Raw genomic sequence first — 21,450 nt, 5'->3', positions numbered from 1 at the left:
TGATCTTGGCGTAAGGAGACACACGAGCAAGTGCCAGCACCACGGAAGTACCCCGACGAGCTCCGCGAGCGTGCCGTCCGCGAGGTCCGCACCAGCGGACGCCCGGTCGCCCATGTCGCCAAAGACCTCGGCATCCACAAGGAAGCCCTGCGGCAGTGGGTCCGCCAGGCCGAGGCGGACAGCGGCGACCGCGATGACCGGCTTACCAGCGCCGAACGCGACGAGCTGAAACAACTCCGCAAGGACAACGCCGAGTTGAAGCGGGCCAATGAGATCCTGAAGGCCGCTTCGGTGTTTTTTGCCCAGGAGATCGACCGTCCCCGGACGAGGCCGAGCAGGTGATCGACCACCTGAAGGAACGCGGCCTCGGGGTCGATCCCGTCTGCCGGGTGCTGGACCTGTCGGTCTCGACCTATTTCGCCCGCAAGCGGCGCCCGAAATCGGCCCGCCGGCTGCGCGACGAACAGCTCATGCCCATGATCGAGGAGATCCACGCCGAGTCCGGCGGCACCTATGGGGCCCGCCGGATCACCCGCGCGCTGCGGCGCAAGGGCGTCGAAGCTGCCCGCTGCACCGTCGAGCGGCTGATGCGCGAGCTGGGCCTGGAAGGCGTCATCCGCGGCCAGCGGCGCCGCACCACGATCCCCGAGCCGACCGCGCCGCGGCCGCCGGACCTGGTCGACCGCGACTTCACCGCGGACCGGCCGGATCAGCTGTGGGTGGCGGACATGACCTACGTGCGGACCTGGTCCGGCTGGGCGTATGTCGCGTTCGTCCTCGACGTGTACTCGCGGATGATCGTCGGCTGGCAGATCGCCGGTCACATGCGGACCGAACTGCCGCTGGACGCCTTGGAAATGGCGCTGTGGCGCCGGAGGATCAAGACGGGTTCCGGTCTCATACATCACAGCGACCGCGGGTCGCAATACGTATCAATTCGATACACAGACCGGCTCACCGACATCGGCGCCTCGGCATCCGTCGGGTCCGTCGCGGACAGTTACGACAACGCCATGGCGGAGGCGCTGAACGGCACCTTCAAGGCCGAGCTGATCGAGATGCAGGGCCCCTGGCACGACGTCCACCAGGTCGAGCGGGCGATCTTTCGCTGGGTGACGTGGTACAACGAGGAACGGCTCCACTCCGCCCTCGACTACGTGCCACCCGCCGAGTACGAGGACGCCTTCTGGCGAAGTCAGGAAGCCACCCAGCAGTCCGCCTGACCAATCAAGTCCGGACGCTATGAAACTCGGGGCAGCTCACTAGCTCAACTCCAGCTCGGCGAGGCCCGGTACAGCGGCTTGTAGGGAACAGGCTTGCCAGTGAGTGCGTCGAGCAGAACGCGATCGCCTACGGGGCGATCCAGCTTGACTGTCACCGACCGCGTCGTCGCCTGCTTGGTGCAGAGACCGCTCTTGTCCCGGTTCTTCACGGAGGGCGACAGCACCACGGCGCTCGGTGTTTCCAGCGCCGTTACGATGGGTCCCTCGTCGCAGGAGCCGTGCAGGGCAGTTACCGTCACCGAGCGTCCGTCTACCGAGATCCGCACTAGCCCCCTAAGTGGGAGGCCGGGGACGTTGAGTGCGCGCTTGATCGGGGGCCGGGGAAGTTTCGATGCGATGACAGCAGCCTGCCTTAGGGGAGAATCGTAGCCCTCCAGGGTAAATAGCCAGGCCGGGACCGTCGCCGGTCCGCGGTTGGTAGCCACGCGCATCGAACCCAACTTCGCCCCGGACACTGTGAGATAGGGCTCACCCTCGAGGTGGCCGTCGGCATGTGATCTGTATGAATCATCCGCTCCGACCAGTGGCCGGGTGAGCGATCCGCCGGTGGCCCACGTCACCTTGCCGTTCTTCGGCCAGGTGACGGGCAACTTGCCTCGTAGCACGAAGTTCCGGTCTCGGTAGGCCTGTTCATCGGCTTCGGTGCGCAGGCCGCCCGATGGCAGTTGGACCACGTCGCCGATGGGATGGTAGCCGACGCGCCAGTCGGCGGATGCGGCTGACCCATCCCAGGCCGCGGCAACCTTCCGGGCACGGTGTGACAGCGTCTGCGCATCCCCGCCGGCGCCGCGACTCGCTTGCTGGTTGCCGCCGGATGCCTGCTGACTGCCGCAACCGGCGAGCGCACCCAGGCCGGTGACCAGTGCCGCTGCAGCAACCATGCTGACGGAACGCAATGTCCTGACGCGCATCTGGCCTCCCGGAAGCCTGGCATGGCAGTCTGCCCCGGCCTTGTGACGTGGCCGGGACAGGACGGGTTCCATCAGGTACGGCAGTCGTGACAGTCAGTCGTCAGTAGACGCGCAGGCCACGATCGTTCAGGACCTTCTTGACTGGCATGAAGTAGTTCCGGTAGGTGCCACTGGAGGAAGAGGTGCAGGTTTGTTCACCAGTGCCGCCGGACAGCAGGCCCAGGGCTGTTGTGCTGCGGAGTGCCGGACCTCCGCTGTCGCCTGGCAGGGCGCATACGTCCGACCTGAACAAGCCGTGCACCGTGGTCCCGGACATGTTGACGGTCACGTTCTCGGCGGTGACGGAACCCGTCTTGTCCTGACTGGATACACCGATCCGGTCGATATCCCATCCCACATTTGGCCACTGAGCTTCGTCGATCTGTTTGTAGATGCCACCCCAGTACCTGACGGTTCCGAGGGGGTTGATGCCAGCGGCGTTCGCCCGGATCGTTTGCTGATCGCCATAGTCGCCGCCGAAAGCACGATACGCCGTATACCCAATCTTTGCGCCGTTATATGCCATGCGCCAGTCTTCCGAGTAGTCGCAGTGGCCCGCGGTGAGCGTATAGATGGCCCCAGATGAACTCTTGGTGTTGAACCCGGCAGAGCACTCGTTGATTCCGTTGCCGCCGCGGAGATCGGTAGCCTTGAACGACAGTGTGCTGTTGATCCGCTCGATGCGTACCGCACCCTGGTGAGCAGCCGCCACCTGCTCGATCCGAGCCCGGGCGTCGGCGGGCGCTCCGTCAAAGATTTCAACGGACACCTGATTGGTATTCGTCTGGATACCCCATGCCGTATTGGGGATGTTTCCTAGCTGGTCGAGCTTGCGGTGAACGGATTCGAGCTCAGCCTTGCTGCGGGTTACCATTTTGGTGCCCCCGCCCGCCTCTCGGACGGTCCGTGCGGCAGCCGAGTCGGTGACGGCGACCACGAGACGTCCATCGTTGTAGTACACGCCGCCGGTCCGGTCGTCGCCGAGGTCATGCGCAAGCGCTCGTGCACTGGTCGGGTCAGTGAGGGGCTTCGGGGTCTCCTCGGCAGACGCCGGGACTGTTCCGGCAGCGGCGACCAGGAGCGAGGCGCCTAGTATCTGAGCAAGTCTCTTCCGGTTTTGCTGCATTGTGCGACCTCCAGGGAGCTTTCAACACCAGTGGAATGGCCATGCACATCGAGGTATCTGCGACCTTAAGCGAAGATGCGGCTAATGATGTCTTCGTTGCGAAAAGTGGCAGTTGAGATTCCGTCTCAGCCAAGAGTGCACTCGCCAACTCGGGTGTAGCGGCGCTGCTTGCTTCGGCATGGATCCACCGTTGGGAAGCGATAGCTCCACGAGACGCACTCCTGAGCTGCACGTCTTCCCGGTCGCCGCCGTAACAGTTCCTGCGTACGCGCTACCGGCGCAAACCACCGGCTCGGGCGGCTTCTGGTAACACGTAGCCGTGGACGATGTCGCGGCGTTCGGCGGGACGTCCCTTGCGGCGGGTGAGGCGCCGGGTCATCAGCGTGATGGAGGCCCAGGTGATCAAGGCTTCGCTCATTTCCGGTAGCCGCTCGTGATCTCTACAGTGGCGACGCGCCCTCATGATCCACGACGAGGTGCGTTCCACTACCCAGCGGCGCGGGAGGATGATGAAGCCTTTGGTGTTCGGCGAGCGCCGTACTGTTTTGATGGTGATGTCGAGGTACTGCTTCGCCCAGGGGATCAGGTCGTTCTTGGCATAGGCGGAGTCGGCCCAGACGATGGCGATTTCCGGGTGCAGGAACGCGAGGCGGAACAGCATCTCCCGGGCGATGAGGGAGTCCTGGGCGTCGGCCCCGGTCACCATGACCAGCAGCGCCAGACCGCGATTGTCGCAGATCAGGTGTCTTTTGCGGCCGTTGATGTACTTGCCGCCGTCCCACCCGCGACTGTCCTTGCTGACTGTCTCGGAGGCCTTAACGGACTGGGCGTCGACGACCACGGATGCGGTGTTGGCCGTCTTGCCCGCGGCGAGCCGGATCCGGCGGCGCAGCTGCTCGCGGATGACGGACAGGACGCCGGCGGCGGCCCACCGCCGCGCGAATCCGTAGATCGTCCGCCAGGGCGGATAGTCGGCGGGCATCGCCCGCCATTTTATGCGGTTATCGACCAGATAGCGGATGCCGTCGACGATTTCGCGGCGGGGCCATTTCTCCGGGTCCCCGCCGGTCGGCAGGGTGCTGGCCGGCGGCGGGTGCGCCGCTTGATCAGCGCCCATTCGGCGTCGGTCATGTCGGATGGGTAGCGGGGGTTGCGCATGCGCTGGTGGAGGGACCGGCCCGGGGAGGGTGAGGCGGGGCAGGTCGGGCCGGTCCCTCGTGTCCTTCACCGACGACCGCTGACCGCCGCTACTGGAACTCAGGGTTGGCGATCACGTCGAGGGTGCTCTGCAGCGCCAGCAGCTGGGCTCTGAGGTGGCCCACCCAGCGGCTCTTGGGGAACAGCCGCTCGTGCGGCACCAGGACGCTGCTGATGAAGCTGGACACCTGGGTGTACTTGACCTCGGCCCAGTCCTGCTCCCATTCCCGCAGGTCGTCGGGGTCCTGGCAGAAGTGGTAGCCGTTGGCGAAGGTCCAGCGCAACGGCGGCCAGCCCTTCTCGCCCGCGAGCTCATGGTAGGCGGCCAGCCCGCGAACGATCTGCGACGGCGTGAGCTCGGTGACCACCATCAGCCTCGGCTTCTTCAGCCCGACGGGGGCGGTCTCCATCAAAGCCGTCCGGATAGTGTCGGCGTGGCGCCCGGCTGTGGGCGAGCGGCGGCGGTCGCGCGCTCTCCTGCGAGCGCGTGCCATGGCCTACTCGCCCCGCAGGATCCGGGCGAGGGCCTCATCGACGTCGACGTCGCCGGTTTCGGCCGCGTGCTCGATCCACTCCAGCGAAGCGCGGACCCGGGAGATGTTCTCGGCCAGCAGCGACAATTCCTGCTCGCTCGGGGTCCGTCCGCGCAGGCCGGGAACGACGCGTTTCGCCGTCCCGACGAAGGAATGTCAGGCCCCGACCAGGTCGATGAACTCCGCGGTCCGCTCGAAGTACTGGACGGCAGGAGCGAGCTCGCTGGTGTGCTCGAAGTTCTCGCGGGCCTGCCTGTCGCGCTCGACCTGGGCGTGGTTGACCGAGTGCCGTGCGTGGTCGTCACTCATCGCCTTGAACGCGACGTCGGGACGGTGCGGCATCCGCGTGGCGGCCTCGGCGGCCACCCGCTCGTCGTGCGCCAGCTCCCGGATCGCCTCGACCCGCGCCGGCGCCGGCACCCCTTCCGCCACCGCCGGACGCTGCAGCAGATCCGCCGCCACCTGCGCGGCGACCTGGTCATCGGCGGCCAGACCGTGGATCGCGGTCACCTTCTCCTGCACCGACACCGGGTTCGTCACGTTCCAGCCGGCCGCCCGCTTGGCCGCGTCCTGGGTCCAGCGATGCTGCCCACAGTGCTCGTTGAACGGCGGCTTATGGATCAGCTCGAACCGGTCACCACACCATCAAGATCCGGTGGATGTCCAGCGACACCCCCGCCACCCGCTGCTCAGGCGGCCAATGGGCGGCGATGTAGCGGTAGTTCATGACGCTGGACGCTGCGACACCGACATCGTCCGCGAACCGGCCCAGGATCTCCTCGACCGACTGCACGTCCTCGCCCAGCGCGGCCCTCGCCCCGCCTCTCGGCTGCAGGAGCTCTATCTCCAAAGAGTTGTCACCTAGTTTGAAGTGCGTGTCCCGCTCGGTCTCGACCAGGAGCTTCGACTCCGCCACGAGCTGCTCGTAGCGCTCCTGCGTCACCTTGCCGACCATGGGTGGGCATCACGATCACCACCAGTCCGCAGGGCCCGGGGCGGCGGGATGCCGGCGTCAGAACCAGGCCCGCGATAGCGCCAGCGTCGACCTGCCGGAGATCGAACACCAGACCTGACGGATATTGACCGGTTCTGGACTCAATCGGACGAACTGGCCGTTCGCTCAAGCGTCAATTCGACGCTTCGGCGAACGCATTCCTCCGCCGGTACGAAGCCCTCCCGCGGCACTTCGCCGAGCAGTACACCGCATTGCTGCGGTGGTCGACGCCGGCGACCCATACGGTCTGGCAGACCGGACACACCCGGCGGCCATCGCCGTCCCGCTCAGCCGCGGCCCGTCGCCGGATCCGCCGTACATGACGCCACTGCCTGGCCCGACACGCCGCCGAGCAGTACACCGCCCGCGGCGCGGCCCTCAGCTCCAGCGGAGAGTCGCACACCGGACAGCACCGCAGCGGCGGCAGCCCGACGAGCCCGGACACACCACCAGGCTAACGCCGCAAAGAGATCCAGCTCAGGCCTTCAGAAACAGGCTCTAACCGCGGCCGCCGCCGGGTCTCCGGGAAAACGACGGTCGGGACCACGGCGGTGAGGGGGCATCAGGTTGCCCTCGTGCGCTACGGCTCGACGTTGCCGGTGACGGCGGCGGCGGTTCCAGGTGGCGTACGCGGATCAGCCTCAGGCGCAGCCATACGTGCCGCCACTCGTCTTCCTGCTCGCGCGGAATGCGCCGGGCTTCCCACACGGGCGCAGCCTGCCAGCGGAGTTTGGTGCGGGCCTGGTCGTACGGCAGCCCGCTGCAGCCGGCTCGCGGTCGATGTCCTCGACGGTGGGCTCGGGCACCGCGGCGGGGGGCCATTTCGTGGCTGATGCGGTTCGAGCCGCGCCCCGGCCCATGCACGCCGAGCCGAAGCCTCTGCGCCTGACCGGACTCCCTCCTCCGACTCCGGCCGCTCCTGGTCATCGCCCGCTGTTTTCGATCGCCAGCGACGGGACAGATGCTGCCGCATACTATCGCCAGATGAATGACCCGGTAGCCCTGCAGACGGCCGAGACGTCGCCGACCCCTGCGCTCCTACTGCGGCCCTGGAACATGGACGACATTCCTGCCTTGGTCGAAGCCTTCCGAGATCCCGCGATGCGTCGATGGATTCCCGCCGCTACCGCCGTGGCGACGAAAGACGATGCGGAACAGTGGGTGAGGAATGAGCAGGATGGCTGGGCGACGGGCGCGCGATTCGGATTCGCCGTCCTTGAAGCGCAGCCTGACTCCTCTCACGGGCAGTTGCTCGGCGGGGTCCTCCTCAAGGAAGCCGCTGCGGGCAAGGAGTCAGCTGAGGTGGGTTACTGGACCGGCGCACCCGCACGCGGAAGGGGCGTGGCATCACGCGCTCTGGAGGCCCTCACCGGCTGGGCCTTCGACCTCCTGGCGGCTGACGGGCTGAAGCGACTCGAACTGCTGCACCAGGTGGACAACGTGGCCTCGTGCCGGGTGGCGGAGAAGACCGGGTTCAGCTTCGACAGAGTCCTGACTGCAGCACCACCTGCCTTCCCCCTCGAAGGGCATGTGCACATACGGCGGCCAGGTGCCTGATCCCACGACGCGGACACAGAGCCCACACAGGCGGTGACCCTCACGACCACTTCCGACAGGACCGCCAACCCCAGTTACTCCGTCTCCACAACCGGCACCCAGCGCTCAAGCAACCGCGAACAAGCTGAGAAGATCTGGGTCGAGGGTCGCTCGGCGCAGCGGCGGGCCGAGCTTCGTCGCTTTCGGTTCGTCCGTCCGGGCGTCACGGCGCGCCCGCTGATCCATGGCTGCGCAGCGTGTGACGGGTGCTGAGCTGGTTGGCCTCGTGGGTGCCGCGCTCGCGCGGTTCGGCACCTGATCGTGTTCTCGGCGATGGCGCTGGCCGTGGCGCTGGGGCCTGGCGCTGCGCATCAGGCCCAGCGCCACGGCCGCACCCTCATCGGTCGGCATGTCGGCCGCTGCAGCGGCATCCGGCGGCTGCGCGAGGCGGGTGACGACCGCCCGGTGACCCTCGTCGCCCCCAATGACGACCGTCGGCCAGCGCAGCAGGTTCGTGGTCACTTCCTACGCGAGGTCCTCGCTCCGGCTGAGTTCGGTGGCGACCCGCATCCTCTCCGAAACCGGCCGTTCCTCACCCCAGTTCGCGGATCATGTCGATCGACTCGCGCCCGGAGGAACCGGTGGCCGACCCCACCCGCAGGAAGCCGTTCTTCTCGTAGAAGCGGATGGCCCGGGCATTGTCGGTCAGCACGCCGCCCCACAGGATGATCCGCGACCGGCCGAGCCGCCGCGCCACGTCCTCCACCAGCGGAAAGACGGCGCTCCCCACGCCCTGGCCCTGATACGCGTCCGCAAGAGTGATCCCGAAGCGGAGGTCGGAATGCTCACTGAGCCGCACCCCGGCGGCCGCGTAGCGCGCGATGTCGTCGGGCATGATCGCGAGGCTGAACTCCACCAGTCCGGCGACCGCGCCGGATGCCACCTCCAGCACCAGCCGGAGCTTGTCGTAGCGGGCGATGGCGGCGCACAGCTCGCGGGCGGCGGCGAGATCGTATCCGTCGTACGTGCTCAGCCGCCGGGTCTCGGCCGAAAGGCCACCCAGGAAAGCTGCGAGGGCGCGCGCATCGCCGTGCTCCAGCGGCCGCAGCGCGGCCGGCGTCCCGTCCCTCAGCCGCAGTCGCCACGTCAGCAGCTCGGGCTCCGCGGCGATCTCCCCGAGGGTCAGCATCCCCGCAACCTACCGCGCTGGAATGAGGAGCCGCGGCTTCCACGCTGATACGGCCATGACCAGCGCAGGCCTCAAGATCTCGGCTACTTGCAGCCCGACGGGGGTTGGTATCGGGATCCGCCGGAGCTGTGCGGAGTCCACGTCCGGCAGAGCCACGGGCTCAAACCCTTCCGGCCTACTCACCAGCCTTCCTCGCTTTCGTGATCCGACTCGAGATAGGTTCCGTCCTCGAACTGGGCATCGTCGCACCAACCGCAGCCGCCGCACTCGACCTGCTCCGGAAATCGACGAACTCTCATTCATCGAGACCTTCAAAATCGCCGTTTATGCGCATGATGGTCTCTTGGCATTCCCACGGGGTGTATTTGTCCCCGACCTCCAATGTCGGGCCGGATTCCTCGACAGCCCGGACGTCCTTTCCGCGCAGCTTCCGCACGAGGGCGCCTACCCACTTGGGGTACGCGCCCGTTCCGTACTGCAGGCCGCGCTCCAGCGCACCTTTCGCTGGTCGGGGACGCATCCTGCCCCGGAGACGTACCGCGAGCTGCTGTGGTCACAACCGCCCCCCACTGTCCTTGCGCTCAGCCCAAGTCACCTTGAAAGCTACGACGAACGCAAGGACAAGGAATAGTGGCCAGCGCAGTTCTGCCCCGGCCTGCCCCGCCGGACTGCCGACGCCTTGCCGCCAGGCCGGTTCGTCGCGTTCACTGGCCGCGCGCCCAACTCGCAGGCGAGCGCGCAGGATTGATCAGCAGGGGAGACCGCAGTGACCGCACCCACGTCGTCCGCCGCCTGGTCGGTCGGCCACACCGTCGACGGCCGCTACCGGGTCATCGGCGAGCTCGGCCGCGGCGGAATGGGCGTCGTGCACCGGGTTCGGCACCTGGCCTGGGGCATCGACATGGCGGTGAAGAGTTCACGGCCGGAGGTGTTCAGCGGGCGCGGCGAGCAGGACCTGTTCGTCCGTGAGGCCGAGGCGTGGGTGTCGCTGGGGCTGCATCCCAATGTCTGCGCCTGCCACTACGTGCGGGTGCTGGACGGCGTACCGCGGGTGTTCGCCGAGTACGTCGAGGGCGGCAGCCTCGCGGAGTGGATCGGCGACGGCCGGCTCTACGACACGGTCGCGGCCGACCCCCTTGCCCGCATCCTCGACACGGCCGTCCAGGTGGCCCGCGGGCTCGAGCATGCGCATCGCCGCGGCCTCGTGCACCAGGACGTAAAGCCGGCCAACGTCCTCCTCGACGGCGCCGGCGCCGCGAAGATCACCGACTTCGGTCTCGCCCGGTCCAAGGCGGCCACGGCCTCGACGCGGCCCGACGGCGCGCCGGGCGCCAGCGTGCTGGTGCCGGCCGGCGGCATGACCGTCGCGTACGCCTCCCCGGAACAGCTCGCCGGGCAGCGTGTCGGGCGGCGCAGCGACGTCTACAGCTTCGCGGTGCTGGTGCTGGAGATGTTCACCGGCGGCGTGCACTGGTCGGCCGGGTCGGTCGCCGGGATGGCGCTGGATGACTACCTGGCCGATCCGGCGAACCCGGTCGCGGTGCCGCCGGAGGCGGGCAATCTGCTGCGGCGCTGCCTGCGGCCGGACCCGGCCGACCGGCCGGCGTCGATGGCGGACATCGCGGAGGTGCTGGCCGGGATCCACGAGCTGGTGACGGGAGCGTCTTATCCGCGTCCGGCCCCGCGCGAAGCCGATCTGCGCGCCGACGAGCTCAACAACCGCGGGCTGTCGCTGCTGGACCTGGACCGGTCCGCCGACGCCGGCCAGGCCTTCGCCCAGGCGCTCGCGGCCGATCCGCACCACGTCGGGGCCGTGTACAACGGCGGGCTGCTGCGCTGGCGGACCGGCGAGATCACCGATCTGGAGCTCGTCGCCCAGTTGGAGGCGATCCCGCAGGGATCGGCCGCGGACTGGCAGGTACGGCTGCTGCTGGCCCGCGTGCACCTCGAACGCGGCGACCTCGAAGCGGCCGGCGGCCTCCTCGACCACCTCGCCCGCGAACGGCCCGACGACGCCGACGTGCGGGCGGCGCTGCGGGTGGCCGCCTCCGGAAGCGTGGCCGATGCCCGCGGCACGGAGACCCGCGCGCTGGGCGAGCCGTTCGCGCTGCCGGGCCCACCGGTGAAGCTCCTCGCCCGGCACGCGGTGACGGGCTACCTGCCGATCCGGTTCAGCCCCGACGGACGGCTCGCGCTCAGCGGCCACTGGGACGGCACGGTCAGGCTGTGGGACACGGCGACCGGCGAACAGCGGCTGGAACTCAGGGGCTACCGCAAGGAGGTGCTCGGCGTCGACCTCGCGCCCGACGGCTCGTACGCGCTGTCCACCAGCCGCGACGGCACAGTGCAGCTCTGGGATCTCCGGGCCCGCAGGTGCGCCCGCGTCATCCGCACCGTCGCCCATCCGACGGGGTGCCCGATGGGCTTGAGCGCGGACGGGCGTATCGGCGTGTGGACGGGCGCGGACGGCCGCACCCAGGTCTGGGATCTGCGGGCCGGGACCTTTCTGTGGTCGCTCGGGACGACATTCGAGCGTTCGCTCGACGACACGCGCTACGTGGTGAGCGCCGACGGGCGGCATGTGCTCACCGCCGAGGAGGACGGCGCCCGGCTGTGGAACGTCACCGACGGCCGGGGCCGGGTGCTGGCGGCCTGTACTCCGTCGCACGCGGTGTGCTTCAGCCCGGACGGGCAGCTCGCCGCGGCCGCCGGCCGGGACCGGGCGATCCGGGTGTGGAGTGTGGCCGACGGCCGGCAGCTGCGCGGCCTGACCGGGGAGACCGCCCCGGCCGGCCATCTGGCGATCAGCGCGGGCGGGCGCCTGCTCCTGTCCGGCACCACCGGCGAACACACCGTTCGGGTATGGGAGTTGCACAGCGGCCGCTGCCTGCGGACCTTCTCCGCCCAGAAGTACGGCATGCACCACGTGGGATTCCCGCACGCCGACGACCGGTTCGGCAGCTCGGTCGGCGGCCACCCCGAGCTGCCGACGCGCCGCTGGCGGCTGCCCGGCGCCGGATATGCCGCCGAGGCACATGTGATCAAGCCGCGCGAGTACGCCGAGGTCAGCCGGCTCGGTGGCCTGGCCGAGGAGCTGCTCGCCGGAGCACGTCAGGCGATGGCGGACGGCCGCCGCCGGTCGGCCTTCGACCTGCTCACCCGCGCGCGCTCGATCCCCGGATACGAGCGTGCGCCGCAGGTGCTGGACGCCTGGCACGAACTGGGCCGCACGGCCCGCCCCGTGGGACTGCGCGCCGCCTGGTCGCGGCCGCTGGACGCCGGCAACCTCTCCGACGGAGGCATTACCGCGATCGGCGTGGCCGCCGGCGCCCGTGCCAGGCGCGCCGTCACCGGCCAGGGCGACGGCACCATCCGGCTCTGGGATCTGGACAGCGGCACGTGCGTACGCGTCCTCGACGACCACCGGGGCAGGGTGGACGAGGTGGCGCTGAGCGACGACGCCCGAACCGTCCTGTGCAAGGCCATCAAGCCGCTCGCGATCAGCCGGTGGCGGCTGGACGGCAACGCGCACGCAGACCCGTCTCAACTGACGCCCGATTGGGACATGACGCGGACCATCACCTTCACCGGCGACGGCAGGCACGCCTGGTTCGGCAGCGGCGACGGCGTCATCCGCCGATGGGATCTGGACGCCGACCGCTGCGTCGCGACGATCAAGAACGGTGGGGCGGTCAACGTGATCTCCACGTCAGCGGACGAACGCCTCGCGGCGGTCGGCGACACGCGTGGAGTGGTCCGGCTGTGGGACATCACCACCCGAACATGCCTGCAGACCTGGAAAGGCCCCCACCAGCCGATCCTGTCGGCCTGCCTCAGCGCCGATGGCCGCCTGGCCATGTCCACCCACATGGACATGTCCGGCGATAAGCCCAGCGAGACGATCCGGCTGTGGGATGCCGGTACCCATCGCTGCCTGCGCCAGTTCGAGGGGCACAAGGACTGGGTCGCCGCCGTGCGGTTCACGCCCGACGCCCGGTTCGCGTTCTCGGCGGGCCACGACCGGACCATCCGCATGTGGGACGTCGCGACCGGCCGCTGCCTGCATATCCTCGAGGGTCACCAGGAACGCACCAGACACCTGGAGGTCACCACCGACCTGCGCAACCTGATCTCGGCCGGAGACGACGGCGTCCGGCTGTGGGAACTCGACTGGGACCTGATGCCGGGCTGAGTTAGGTGGCCGCACGCGCGCGCTGCCGTACTCCCCCGAGTCCCTTGTGGTCAGCCGCAGCAGTGATCACCAGACCGGCCGCCCACCAGCCGAAGTCAACGACACGGGTTCGGGCAGGTATGTGATGCTCCCTCGCTGGAAACGAACACCTGGAACACCTGGAAGGTCTCGCCCGCTCCCGTCGTCGCTATCGCTGGAGGCTGTCTCACGTGGCTGGCTTCGTGAGGTTCTTGTGGGCCTCGGGCCGTGGCGGGCGCGCGCTGAAGCGCCTGGCCGCCATAGTTGCTTTGCTGCTTTCGACCTCGAGTCCGCGTTGCTCCGGCGGGTGCCGGCAGCGCGGACACGGTGCCTGCTCAGTTCACGCTCAGGCCGTACATCTCGAGGATCTCGGTGATGGGCTGGTAGTACGTGGTGCCACCGCCGCTGCAGCCGCTGCCGCCCGCGATCAGTCCGAGCGCTGTGCCGCCGTCGAAGGCCGGGCCTCCGAGGTCGCCCGGTTCCGAGCAGGCATTCGAGCTGAACAGCCCGGTGACCGTCCCCTCGGGGTAGCTGATGGTGCTGTTCAGCGCCACCACCGTGCCGCACTGCAGCCCTCCGGCGCGGCCGAAGTGACACAGCGGCTCACCGACGTACGGATCAGCCGCTCCGGTGATGTCAACAACGCCGTCGCCGGCGGCCACTTCACCGGGATAGGAGACCGCGGTATTGGTGTAACGCACCACCGCGAAGTCGCCGCCCGGGAAGACGACTCCAGCCGTCACGCCGACCTGTACGGTCCTGGCCGAGTCCGCGTACCAGACGTCGCTCGTGCCGGCGCAGTGCCCCAGCAGCAAGCCGTACTTCTCCCCTGTGCCGTCGTCCGCGTTGAAGCCCACGGTGCACGCGCCGGCCGCGCCGTACAGGACATCGCCGCCTCGCACCACGTTCTGTCGCGGCCCTGCGGTGGCCGTGGGGCTCACGGCAACCAGCAGGACGCCAATCAGGGCCGCTGTCACTGCCGTTATCGACCGGCGGGAAACACGCGCATGCTGGATCATGAATCCCCTCCCAGGCTCACAGCCATCCCATGTATGCAGTGTGCATGCCAAATTGGACATCCGGTAGTGCGAAGAGGACTCCGGTCGCGGCCGGGCTGCCGCCGCTGACCGCGAGCATCATGCCGAAGCCTTGGTCGCCGGTGGCTGGTCAGACCGCCTCGCCGTCGCCGGCGCCTCCCCGAACCGCGCCAGCACCAGCGCCCCCGCGACGCCGACCGCGAACCCCACCACCGCCAGCCAGGCGAGCCCTTCCCGTGTGCGGTCCCCCAGCCACACCACACCCACCAGCGCCGGTCCGATCGTCTCGCCGATCACCAGCCCGGCCGTCGCCGTGGTCACCGAGCCGCGGTGCAAGGCGGAGGTCAGCAGCAGGAAGGCGGCACCGCCGCCGATGAGGAGCGCGTACGTCGCCGGATTGGTGAGCAGGTCCGACGGCGTGAGGGAGTCGATCAGCCGTACCGACACCTCCACCACCCCGAACCCGAACCCCGCACCCGAACCGAGCACCAGCGCCCGCCCTCGCCCGGACCAGCGTCCGCCGAACAGCCCGAGCAGCAGCACCAGTGCGGCGATCGCGAGCATCACCCACTTCAGCGCCGCCGGCCCCGCACGGTCCCCCTCGGCCCCGGACGCCAGCCCCAGCATCCCGAGCCCGGCACACACCACGCCGACCGCGACCCACTCCACCCCGCTCAGCCGCACCCGCAGCAGCCGCGCCGCAACCACACCGGTCACCGCGAGGCTGGACGCGAGCGCCGCCGCGACCGCATAGATCGGGATCGACCGCAGCGCGGTGATCTGCAGCAGGAACCCCAGCCCGTCCAGCGCCAGTCCGGCCAGATACCGCCACTGCCGCAGGGCCCGGAGCAGCAGCGCCGCCTCCCCGCGGGCGCCCCCTGCCGCACTCGCCGCCCGCGCCGCTATTGCCTGCAACACCGTCGCGGTACCGAAGCAGACCGCCGCACCAAGGGCACATAGCATTCCAAAGATCACAAAGTGACTGTAGACGTGGCCCATGACCGCGCACGGTGAAGCCGACGCGGTGAGCGCAGACGCGTCGCCGCCGTCCCCGCATCCCGACATCGGGCAGGCGCGGTTCACCGGTGTCATGGTCCTCACAGTGGCCGCAATGCCGTTGGCCGCGCTGGCGGCGTGGGGTCTGGCACGCCGTCGCAGCACAGGCCAGGTCGTCGGCAACCTGCTGGTGTTCGCTGCGCTGGGATTCCTCGCCCCGCTGCGGTTCGCGGCACTGGCCTCGCGCCGCTGGTGGCGCGCCACGCCCGCCGCGTCGTCGGGTCGACCTCGAGCGGCCCTGGCACCGGAACGCTGAGCTACACGCAGTGCGCCGCTCAGCGGCTGGAGGGCGGGTTCCCGGCCTGGCGAAAGAGCCTCCGCCAGGCGCCGCTTGGCTTCGCGATCGAGCGGGGTGTCTTCGACATGCGGATCTCCGTAGTCGGCAGAGACCCAGGTGTCAACGATGATCGTCAGTTTTGGACCGGCGGAGTACGGGCCGGGCGCGGAACCGTGGATACCCAGCTGCTGCAGCGACTCCTCGCCGAGCCGTACTACCGCCTCCCGGCGCCGAAATCGACCGGCACGGAGCTCTTCCACACCGCGTCCTTGCGCGAGCACCTCGCCGCCCATACCCCCGCAGGTGACGCAAGTGACGCAAGTACTGCAAGTGACGCAAGCGACGCAAGTGACTTGGCCTGGCGGGCTCACCCGCTACCTTCCTCACATGGACCGGGGCACTATCCTGAGCGGCCTCGCCGCGAGCGGAATCGACACCGCCCCGCAGGGACTCGCTGAACTTGCCGCCGAACTCGACATACCGACCGCCGACCTGCTTGTCGTCGCAGGCCACCCAGTACCGGCGGATTTCCTCCCACCGCAGCGCGACGCCAAGGTCATGAAGCAGTTCGCCTACCGCGTCAGCTACTGCGATCACACGCAACTGACCGCGCTCACGCCGTACCAGCGCCCCGCCGAGACCGCATTGATCGTTGCCTCGGAGTACCCGGACCTCTCCTGATAGCGCAGCGTCCTCCCCACGAGGACCGCAGCAACCCATGGCCACGGCTCCGCTGCACCAGGCTTCCGAATCAGGTTCTCAGTGCATGGGCTCAAAACCGGGCCACCGAAGGGCGTAGTGCACAGGCCGGGAGGTCGACCAGTTCCGCCAGGCGGGCCCGGTGTCGGCCGGTGGTGCCCAGGGCGAGCTGGTCGCTCTTGGCGCGCTTGAGGTAGAGGTGGACGGGGTGTTCCCAGGTCATGCCGATGCCGCCATGCAACTGCAGCGCCTCCTCGGCCGCGTGCACCGCGGCGTCCGCGCAGTAAGCCTGGGCAACCGCCACCGAGATCGTCGCGTCCTCGGCCCCTTCGGCGAGGGCGCCGGCGGCGTCGCGGGCCGCGGCGCGGGCCGAGACCAGTTCCAGCCACAGCTTGGCCATGCGGTGCTTGAGCGCCTGGAAGCCGCCGACCCGGCGGGCGAACTGGCGCCGCTCCTTGAGGTAGCCGACGGTCTCGGTCAGGCACCACTCGGCGATACCCAGCTGCTCGGAGGCCAGCAGTCCGGCGCCGGCCAGCAGCGCCCGCTCCACCGCTGTGCGGGCCGTGGCAGCGTCTGCCAGGCGGGTGCCGGGTGTGCTGTCGCAGGCCACGTCGGCCAGGGGCCGGGTGAGGTCGAGTGGTGTCCTCGGTTCGATGCGGGCGGTCTCGACCGCGTACAGGCCGTCATCCGCCGGCACCAGCAGCACATCCGCCGCCACCGCATCAGCCACCGACGTGACCCGGCCCGTCAGCCGGCCGTCCGCCGCCTGCACCGTCACTGCCGGCTCGTGGGCCGACCACGGCAGCGCGAGAACGGCGACGCGGCTGCCCTCGGCGATCTCCCTGAGGAGGCCGTGGGCCGGCTCGGTGTCGCAGCCGAGCAGCGCCTCAACGGCGATCACCGCACCGGTCAGATACGGCGCTGGGGTCACGGCCCGGCCCAACTCCTCCAGCACGACCGCGGCCTCAGGGTGGCCGGCTCCCGCGCCGCCCAGGGTTTCGGGGATCAGCAGTCCGGCGGCGCCGATGTCGCGGGCGAGGGACTTCCACAGGGCGGCGTCGTACGGGCCGTCGGCGGCCTCCGTACGGGCAATGACGTCCGCCGCGGCGCTGCGGTCGGCGAGCAGGGCGCGTACCGCGGCCCGCAGGTCGTCCTCGGTCTCCGAGTACAGAAGGGAACGGGCATCGGCCGTCGCGGCCGTCCCAGTCGTCGTGGTCATCGCGGGAGGTCCTTCCAGGCGGCGTCCTTGTCGGTGCGCGGTTCGGCGGGCAGGCCGAGGACACGCTCGGCGATGATGTTGAGGAGGATCTCGGAAGTGCCGCCCTCGATGGAATTGCCCTTGGCCCGCAGGTAGCGGTACCCGGCCTCGCGGCCGAGGAAGTCGACAGTCTGCGGGCGGCTGCGGGTCCAGTCGTCGTAGACCAGGCCCTCCTCCCCCATCAGCTCGACTTCCAGGCCGGAGAGTTCCTGGTGCATGCGGGCCATGCCCAGTTTCATCCCCGAGCCCTCCGGGCCGGGCTGCCCGACGGCCAGCTGCTGGCGCAGACGCCGGCCCGACAAGCGCAGCGCCTCGGCCTCCACCCACAGCCTCAGCAGCCGCTGGTGCAAGTCCGGGGTGCGGTTGCCGGGATGGGCGCGCCAGGCGTCCGCGACGATGCCGAGCATGCCGCCCTCGCGCGGGATACGGGCGCCGCCAATAGCCACGCGTTCGTTGTTCAAGGTCGTCTGCGCGACCTTCCAGCCGTCGCCGACCGCCCCCAGGCGGTGGGCATCGGGGATGCGGACGCCCGAGAGGAACACCTCATTGAACTCCGCCTCACCCGTGATCTGGCGCAACGGGCGCACCTCGACACCGGGGTCGTGCATGTCGCACAGGAAGTACGTGATGCCGCGGTGCTTCGGCACCTCGGGGTCGGTGCGGGCAATCAGGATCGCGAAATCGGCGAGGTGCGCGGACGAGGTCCACACCTTCTGCCCGTCGACGATCCACGTATCGCCGTCACGCACCGCACGCGTTGCAAGCCCGGCCAGGTCCGACCCGGCCCCCGGCTCCGAGAACAGCTGGCACCAGATCTCCTCCCCTGTCCACAACGGCCTCAGAAAACGCTTCTTCTGCTCCTGGGTGCCGTAGTGCAGGATCGTCGGCGCCGCCATCCCCAGGCCGATGCCATTGACGTCCGGGCCGTTGCCGGCGGGAGCGTTCGCGGCCTCGAACCCGGCGTCCACGACGGCCTGCAAGGAACGCGGGGCGCCCAGGCCGCCGAGGCCTTCCGGGTAGTGCACCCAGGCCAGGCCGGCGTCGAAACGGGCGCGCAGGAAGGTCAGTCGCTCGGTCGTCCCCGGCGGATACGCCTCCAGGAAGACGCTTGTCAGGCGGCGCAGTTCGCGGGCATCAAGGGTATTGGTGGCCATGTATGTCCTCACGCTCCCGCTCGGCTGGGTTCGACGACGATGCGGCCGGTAGTCCGGCCGGCGGCGACCCGCTGGACTGCGTCGGCGGCCTGTTCGAGAGGGACGCGTTCGCTGACCAGGGGCTTGATGGCGCCCTGGGCGGCGAGCTTGGTGAGTTCCTCGTGGCAGGCGGCCACAGCGGCCGGGTCCTTGGTGTTGTACAGACCCCAGTGCAGGCCCAGGATCGTGTAGTTCTTGATCAGAGCATGGCTGAGCGGCGGGGTCTGGATGTCACCCGACGCGAAGCCGACGATGATGATGCGGCCCTCGAATGCGACGCATTTGGTGGAGCGGTTGTACGCGTCGCCGCCGACCGGGTCGTAGATCACGTCCGCCCCGCGGCCGCCCGTGGCCTCTTTCACGGCCGCGACGAAGTCGGTCTCGCGGCGGTCGATCACCACATCGCAGCCCTGGTCGCGGGCGACGGCTGCCTTGTCCGGGCCGCCGACGACCCCGATGACCCGGGCACCGGCCGCCACGCCGAGCTGGACGGCGGCCGATCCGACTCCGCCCGCCGCCGCATGCACCAGCAGCGTCTCGCCCGGCTGGATGCGGGCGCGGCGGTGCAGACCGAACCATCCCGTCTGGTAGCCGATGTGCATCGCCGCCGCCTCTGCGTCGTCCAGCGACTCGGGGGCCGGTCGTACCGTCGCCGCATCCGCGAGGGTGTACTCGGCGAAGGCGCCGGCGGGCAGCACCGGGCTCGCCAGGACGCGGTCGCCGGGCGCGGTCGCGCCTGCGTCCCCCTCCCCCAGCGCCAGCACCTCGGCACACATCTCCACGCCCGGGGTGAAGGGCAGCGGTGGGCGGATTTGGTACTGGCCCCGGCACAGCAATGCGTCGGGGAAGTTGACGTTGGCTGCGTGCACGCGGACCAGCAGTTGCCCGGGTCCCGGCTCTGGTTCCGGGATGTCGTCGAGGCGCATCACGTCTCGTGGCTCGCCGTTTGCATGCACTCGCCATGCCTTCACGCCGCGACTCCTCCTTGGGCCGAGCAGCTACCGTACCGCCCACATACTAAGCGGTTGCTTGGCTGCTGGAAATAGGTGTGCACACTCGATGCCACGTCGGCCTTCACCAAGCACGCATGGCGGCCGCCGCCGGCCGGTGATCGCTGCCTGTGGCCGGCAGCACCCATGAGTTCCTCGGCTCCAGGCCCTTGGTCAGGATCTGGTCGATCCGTGCCATCGGGGACGCGGCCGGCCAGGTGAAGCCGAAGCCGTCGCCTGCCCTGTCCTGGGCCGGGTCCAGCTGCGAGGTGATGTCGGAGAAGGCGCGGTCGTTCGCGGTGCCGTTCAGGTCGCCGAGCAGCAGCATTCGTTTGTTCTTCTCGGTGGTGATGGCGTGGCCGAGTGCGCGTGCGTTTCGGTTTCGGGTGTCTGTCCAGAAGCCTGCCCTGGGGTTGATGCGTACGGATCCCAGGTGGGCCACGTAGACGGCCAGGGGGCCGTGGGCTGTGGTCACCGTGGTGCGCAGGGCCCGGGTTTGCGTCATCCGCGTGTCGGGTGGCTTGGTGTCTGCCAGCGGGCCGCGGTCCGTTTCGATGTCGAGCGGCTCGGTGTCCGAGAGCGGGAGCTTGCTCCACAGGCCGACCGTGCCCTGCACCGTGTGGTGTGGGTAGGCCTTCGCCAGTTCCTTCTCGTACGTGTCCCGGGCTTCCTCGCTCACCTCCTGCAGCGCCAGCACCGCCGCCCCGGTGGCGGCCAGGTCGCGGGCCGTGCCCGCCGGGTCGGGATTCCCGGCTGCGACATTATGGGTGACCACGGTGAAGTCCTCGCTGGTGACGGGATGGGACTTGTCGGCCAGCAGGCCGCCGAAGAGGTTCAGCCATACCGTCGCCGGGAGCAGCAGTGCGATGAGCGCGGAGGCGGAGCGGCGCCAGAGTCCGGCTGCGAGGAGTGCCGGGAGGGGCGCTCCGAGCCATGGCAGGAATGTCTCGATCAGGCTGCCGAGGTTCCCGAGCCGGTTCGGGATCTGCGAGTGCAGCATCATCAGCAGGCCCAGCAGCACCGCCAGCGCTGCGAGCAGTAGGCCGCGCTTCCACGGGTCGGGGTGGAGCAGGCGGAGGCGGATGCGCGCGCGTGCGGTTGCCGGGTGGCCGCCTGGGTGGTCGGTGCCGTCCAGGCCGGACCCCGCCGGCGGCTGTGCTCGTGCGCTCTCGGTTGCTACGTCCGTCACTGCTGCATCCTCGGGTCCTGTGTGGGGTCGGCGTACATTCGCGGGCAGCCGTGGTTGGGGGCATTGCTGCGTAGCTCGTAGTGCCAGGGTTCGTTCCGGTAGATCTGGCACAGGGCGTAGTCGGCGCCGTGGGCTGACAGCCACTCCGTCGCTGACGAGCGGCCGATGTCCACCGCTTTGCCTGATACGTGGGGGGAGGTGTCCGCTGTGGCCACCCAGCGGGCTGCCTCGGCCTCCGAGCCGTATTTGGAGATCGCCTCGTGGAGGAGCTGGTTCTGGTACTCCGGGGAGCGCCAGCCGCTGTTCACGTAGAAGATCACGCCGTGGGCTGCGGCGTCTCTGGCCGCCTGGCGGAGGGCTTTGAGGAGGTCCGGGTCCAGGTTGGTCACCGCCGGTGTGCCGTCGTCGAAGATCGTTACGCCGTCCGGGACGGCGCCGCCTGACTCGCCCAGGGCGCCGCGGTGGTCGTTGCGCAGCGCGGTCGGGGGTGGTGCGGCGGGGGCGGAAGGCGGGTGCGATGCGGTGCCGGTGGAGGGTGAGGGCGATCGGGACGGGGCCGCCGCCGCGGACGGGGTGGGGGTTTGCGACTGGCAGGCCAGGAGGGCGGCCGTTGTTGCTGCTGTGAGTGCTGCAGCTGCTGCGAGCCGTCCGGGGATCCGGTGCGGGCCCCGCCTTTCTGCTGCTGGTGGTGGTGAGGCTTCAGGCATGCTGTCAGTGAAGGCAGTGTGCTGTTG

19 protein-coding genes and 2 pseudogenes are annotated in these 21,450 nt (G+C 69.4%); 6 read left to right on the top strand and 15 right to left on the bottom strand.

All coding sequences use genetic code 11. The annotated features are described in order from the left end of the window. Nucleotides 1–30: 30 nt before the first annotated feature. Nucleotides 31–1,223, top strand: a protein-coding gene (locus ACNNMR_RS43080) for an IS3 family transposase (RefSeq protein ID WP_419993208.1) whose coding sequence is annotated in 2 segments (ribosomal slippage) — nucleotides 31–295 and nucleotides 295–1,223 — 1,194 coding nt in all. Because the reading frame shifts where the segments join, the coding sequence is not laid out codon by codon here. 44 nt (nucleotides 1,224–1,267) lie between these two features. Here ACNNMR_RS43080 and ACNNMR_RS43075 read toward each other — a convergent pair. From ACNNMR_RS43075 to ACNNMR_RS43050, 6 genes and pseudogenes are all read right to left on the bottom strand, one after another. Continuing rightward, on the bottom strand, nucleotides 1,268–2,194 hold the full coding sequence (locus tag ACNNMR_RS43075) for a hypothetical protein (RefSeq protein ID WP_420000220.1): 927 nt from the start codon (nucleotides 2,192–2,194) through the stop codon (nucleotides 1,268–1,270). 100 nt (nucleotides 2,195–2,294) lie between these two features. Beyond that, nucleotides 2,295–3,194, bottom strand: coding sequence for a S1 family peptidase (locus ACNNMR_RS43070; protein WP_420000219.1), 900 nt, complete (start codon nucleotides 3,192–3,194; stop codon nucleotides 2,295–2,297). A 523-nt stretch (nucleotides 3,195–3,717) separates the two neighbouring features. Beyond that, a pseudogene (locus ACNNMR_RS43065) lies at nucleotides 3,718–4,517 on the bottom strand (IS5 family transposase); the annotation flags it as partial. An 89-nt stretch (nucleotides 4,518–4,606) separates the two neighbouring features. Continuing rightward, nucleotides 4,607–4,966, bottom strand: a complete 360-nt coding sequence (locus ACNNMR_RS43060) for a RacP protein (protein ID WP_420000218.1) — start codon at nucleotides 4,964–4,966, stop codon at nucleotides 4,607–4,609. Between the two features lie 87 nt (nucleotides 4,967–5,053). Next, nucleotides 5,054–5,710: pseudogene (locus ACNNMR_RS43055) on the bottom strand (DUF6192 family protein). Nucleotides 5,711–5,723: 13 nt separating this feature from the next. Continuing rightward, a complete protein-coding gene (locus tag ACNNMR_RS43050) occupies nucleotides 5,724–6,032 on the bottom strand; it encodes a hypothetical protein (RefSeq protein ID WP_420000217.1) in 309 nt (102 codons plus the stop codon). Nucleotides 6,033–7,067: 1,035 nt separating this feature from the next. On the opposite strand from ACNNMR_RS43050, the gene ACNNMR_RS43045 reads away from it, so the two are divergent. Further along, on the top strand, nucleotides 7,068–7,640 hold the full coding sequence (locus tag ACNNMR_RS43045) for a GNAT family N-acetyltransferase (RefSeq protein WP_420000216.1): 573 nt from the start codon (nucleotides 7,068–7,070) through the stop codon (nucleotides 7,638–7,640). Nucleotides 7,641–7,745: 105 nt separating this feature from the next. Here the strand turns inward: ACNNMR_RS43045 and ACNNMR_RS43040 are convergent, their stop codons facing one another. Both ACNNMR_RS43040 and ACNNMR_RS43035 read right to left on the bottom strand, forming a co-directional pair. After that, nucleotides 7,746–8,141, bottom strand: coding sequence for a hypothetical protein (locus ACNNMR_RS43040; protein WP_420000215.1), 396 nt, complete (start codon nucleotides 8,139–8,141; stop codon nucleotides 7,746–7,748). A gap of 70 nt (nucleotides 8,142–8,211) precedes the next feature. After that, nucleotides 8,212–8,808, bottom strand: a complete 597-nt coding sequence (locus ACNNMR_RS43035; RefSeq protein ID WP_420000214.1) for a GNAT family N-acetyltransferase — start codon at nucleotides 8,806–8,808, stop codon at nucleotides 8,212–8,214. Between the two features lie 766 nt (nucleotides 8,809–9,574). On the opposite strand from ACNNMR_RS43035, the gene ACNNMR_RS43030 reads away from it, so the two are divergent. Next, complete coding sequence (locus ACNNMR_RS43030) at nucleotides 9,575–13,000, top strand: WD40 repeat domain-containing serine/threonine protein kinase (protein ID WP_420000213.1); 3,426 nt, start codon at nucleotides 9,575–9,577, stop codon at nucleotides 12,998–13,000. A 353-nt stretch (nucleotides 13,001–13,353) separates the two neighbouring features. Here the strand turns inward: ACNNMR_RS43030 and ACNNMR_RS43025 are convergent, their stop codons facing one another. Continuing rightward, on the bottom strand, nucleotides 13,354–13,959 hold the full coding sequence (locus tag ACNNMR_RS43025) for a S1 family peptidase (protein WP_420000212.1): 606 nt from the start codon (nucleotides 13,957–13,959) through the stop codon (nucleotides 13,354–13,356). A gap of 195 nt (nucleotides 13,960–14,154) precedes the next feature. Continuing rightward, nucleotides 14,155–15,018 carry a hypothetical protein gene (locus tag ACNNMR_RS43020; protein WP_420000661.1) on the bottom strand — a complete coding sequence of 288 codons (864 nt, stop codon included), beginning with the start codon at nucleotides 15,016–15,018 and terminating at the stop codon, nucleotides 14,155–14,157. Nucleotides 15,019–15,052: 34 nt separating this feature from the next. On the opposite strand from ACNNMR_RS43020, the gene ACNNMR_RS43015 reads away from it, so the two are divergent. From ACNNMR_RS43015 to ACNNMR_RS43005, 3 genes are all read left to right on the top strand, one after another. Next, on the top strand, nucleotides 15,053–15,367 hold the full coding sequence (locus ACNNMR_RS43015) for a hypothetical protein (RefSeq protein ID WP_420000211.1): 315 nt from the start codon (nucleotides 15,053–15,055) through the stop codon (nucleotides 15,365–15,367). A gap of 107 nt (nucleotides 15,368–15,474) precedes the next feature. Continuing rightward, on the top strand, nucleotides 15,475–15,846 hold the full coding sequence (locus tag ACNNMR_RS43010) for an anhydro-N-acetylmuramic acid kinase (RefSeq protein ID WP_420000210.1): 372 nt from the start codon (nucleotides 15,475–15,477) through the stop codon (nucleotides 15,844–15,846). After that, nucleotides 15,776–16,069 carry a hypothetical protein gene (locus ACNNMR_RS43005; RefSeq protein ID WP_420000209.1) on the top strand — a complete coding sequence of 98 codons (294 nt, stop codon included), beginning with the start codon at nucleotides 15,776–15,778 and terminating at the stop codon, nucleotides 16,067–16,069. The genes ACNNMR_RS43010 and ACNNMR_RS43005 overlap by 71 nt, the downstream gene beginning before the upstream one ends. A 91-nt stretch (nucleotides 16,070–16,160) precedes the next feature. Here ACNNMR_RS43005 and ACNNMR_RS43000 read toward each other — a convergent pair whose 3' ends face one another. The 5 genes from ACNNMR_RS43000 to ACNNMR_RS42980 all read right to left on the bottom strand — a co-directional run bounded on the left by ACNNMR_RS43000 (nucleotide 16,161) and on the right by ACNNMR_RS42980 (nucleotide 21,423). Further along, nucleotides 16,161–17,306, bottom strand: a complete 1,146-nt coding sequence (locus ACNNMR_RS43000; RefSeq protein WP_420000208.1) for an acyl-CoA dehydrogenase family protein — start codon at nucleotides 17,304–17,306, stop codon at nucleotides 16,161–16,163. After that, nucleotides 17,303–18,499, bottom strand: a complete 1,197-nt coding sequence (locus ACNNMR_RS42995) for an acyl-CoA dehydrogenase family protein (RefSeq protein ID WP_420000207.1) — start codon at nucleotides 18,497–18,499, stop codon at nucleotides 17,303–17,305. Before ACNNMR_RS42995 ends, ACNNMR_RS43000 begins: the two co-directional genes overlap by 4 nt. Before the next feature lie 8 nt (nucleotides 18,500–18,507). Further along, nucleotides 18,508–19,509 carry an NADPH:quinone oxidoreductase family protein gene (locus ACNNMR_RS42990; protein ID WP_420000206.1) on the bottom strand — a complete coding sequence of 334 codons (1,002 nt, stop codon included), beginning with the start codon at nucleotides 19,507–19,509 and terminating at the stop codon, nucleotides 18,508–18,510. Nucleotides 19,510–19,612: 103 nt separating this feature from the next. After that, nucleotides 19,613–20,611: an endonuclease/exonuclease/phosphatase family protein gene (locus ACNNMR_RS42985; protein ID WP_420000660.1), complete on the bottom strand. Its 999-nt coding sequence runs from the start codon at nucleotides 20,609–20,611 to the stop codon at nucleotides 19,613–19,615. A gap of 101 nt (nucleotides 20,612–20,712) precedes the next feature. Next, entirely contained in the window at nucleotides 20,713–21,423 is a 711-nt protein-coding gene (locus tag ACNNMR_RS42980) for a M15 family metallopeptidase (protein WP_420000205.1), read from the bottom strand. Nucleotides 21,424–21,450: the final 27 nt, after the last annotated feature.

It is taken from the genome of Streptomyces boninensis (assembly GCF_048572725.1).
Taxonomy (GTDB): Bacteria; Actinomycetota; Actinomycetes; order Streptomycetales; family Streptomycetaceae; genus Streptomyces; species Streptomyces boninensis.
The sequence above is the reverse complement of the archived record's forward strand: the minus strand, read 5'-3'. Positions and strand labels throughout refer to the sequence as shown.

Bases quoted from the DNA above. Each gene is read 5' to 3' on its own strand.
- ACNNMR_RS43075 (WP_420000220.1), bottom strand. From the start codon at position 2,194: ATGCGCGTCAGGACATTGCGTTCCGTCAGCATGGTTGCTGCAGCGGCA.
- ACNNMR_RS43060 (WP_420000218.1), bottom strand. From the start codon at position 4,966: ATGGAGACCGCCCCCGTCGGGCTGAAGAAGCCGAGGCTGATGGTGGTC.
- ACNNMR_RS43045 (WP_420000216.1), top strand. From the start codon at position 7,068: ATGAATGACCCGGTAGCCCTGCAGACGGCCGAGACGTCGCCGACCCCT.
- ACNNMR_RS43035 (WP_420000214.1), bottom strand. From the start codon at position 8,808: ATGCTGACCCTCGGGGAGATCGCCGCGGAGCCCGAGCTGCTGACGTGG.
- ACNNMR_RS43020 (WP_420000661.1), bottom strand. From the start codon at position 15,018: ATGCTATGTGCCCTTGGTGCGGCGGTCTGCTTCGGTACCGCGACGGTG.
- ACNNMR_RS43015 (WP_420000211.1), top strand. From the start codon at position 15,053: ATGACCGCGCACGGTGAAGCCGACGCGGTGAGCGCAGACGCGTCGCCG.
- ACNNMR_RS43010 (WP_420000210.1), top strand. From the start codon at position 15,475: ATGCGGATCTCCGTAGTCGGCAGAGACCCAGGTGTCAACGATGATCGT.
- ACNNMR_RS43005 (WP_420000209.1), top strand. From the start codon at position 15,776: ATGGACCGGGGCACTATCCTGAGCGGCCTCGCCGCGAGCGGAATCGAC.
- ACNNMR_RS43000 (WP_420000208.1), bottom strand. From the start codon at position 17,306: ATGACCACGACGACTGGGACGGCCGCGACGGCCGATGCCCGTTCCCTT.
- ACNNMR_RS42995 (WP_420000207.1), bottom strand. From the start codon at position 18,499: ATGGCCACCAATACCCTTGATGCCCGCGAACTGCGCCGCCTGACAAGC.
- ACNNMR_RS42980 (WP_420000205.1), bottom strand. From the start codon at position 21,423: ATGCCTGAAGCCTCACCACCACCAGCAGCAGAAAGGCGGGGCCCGCAC.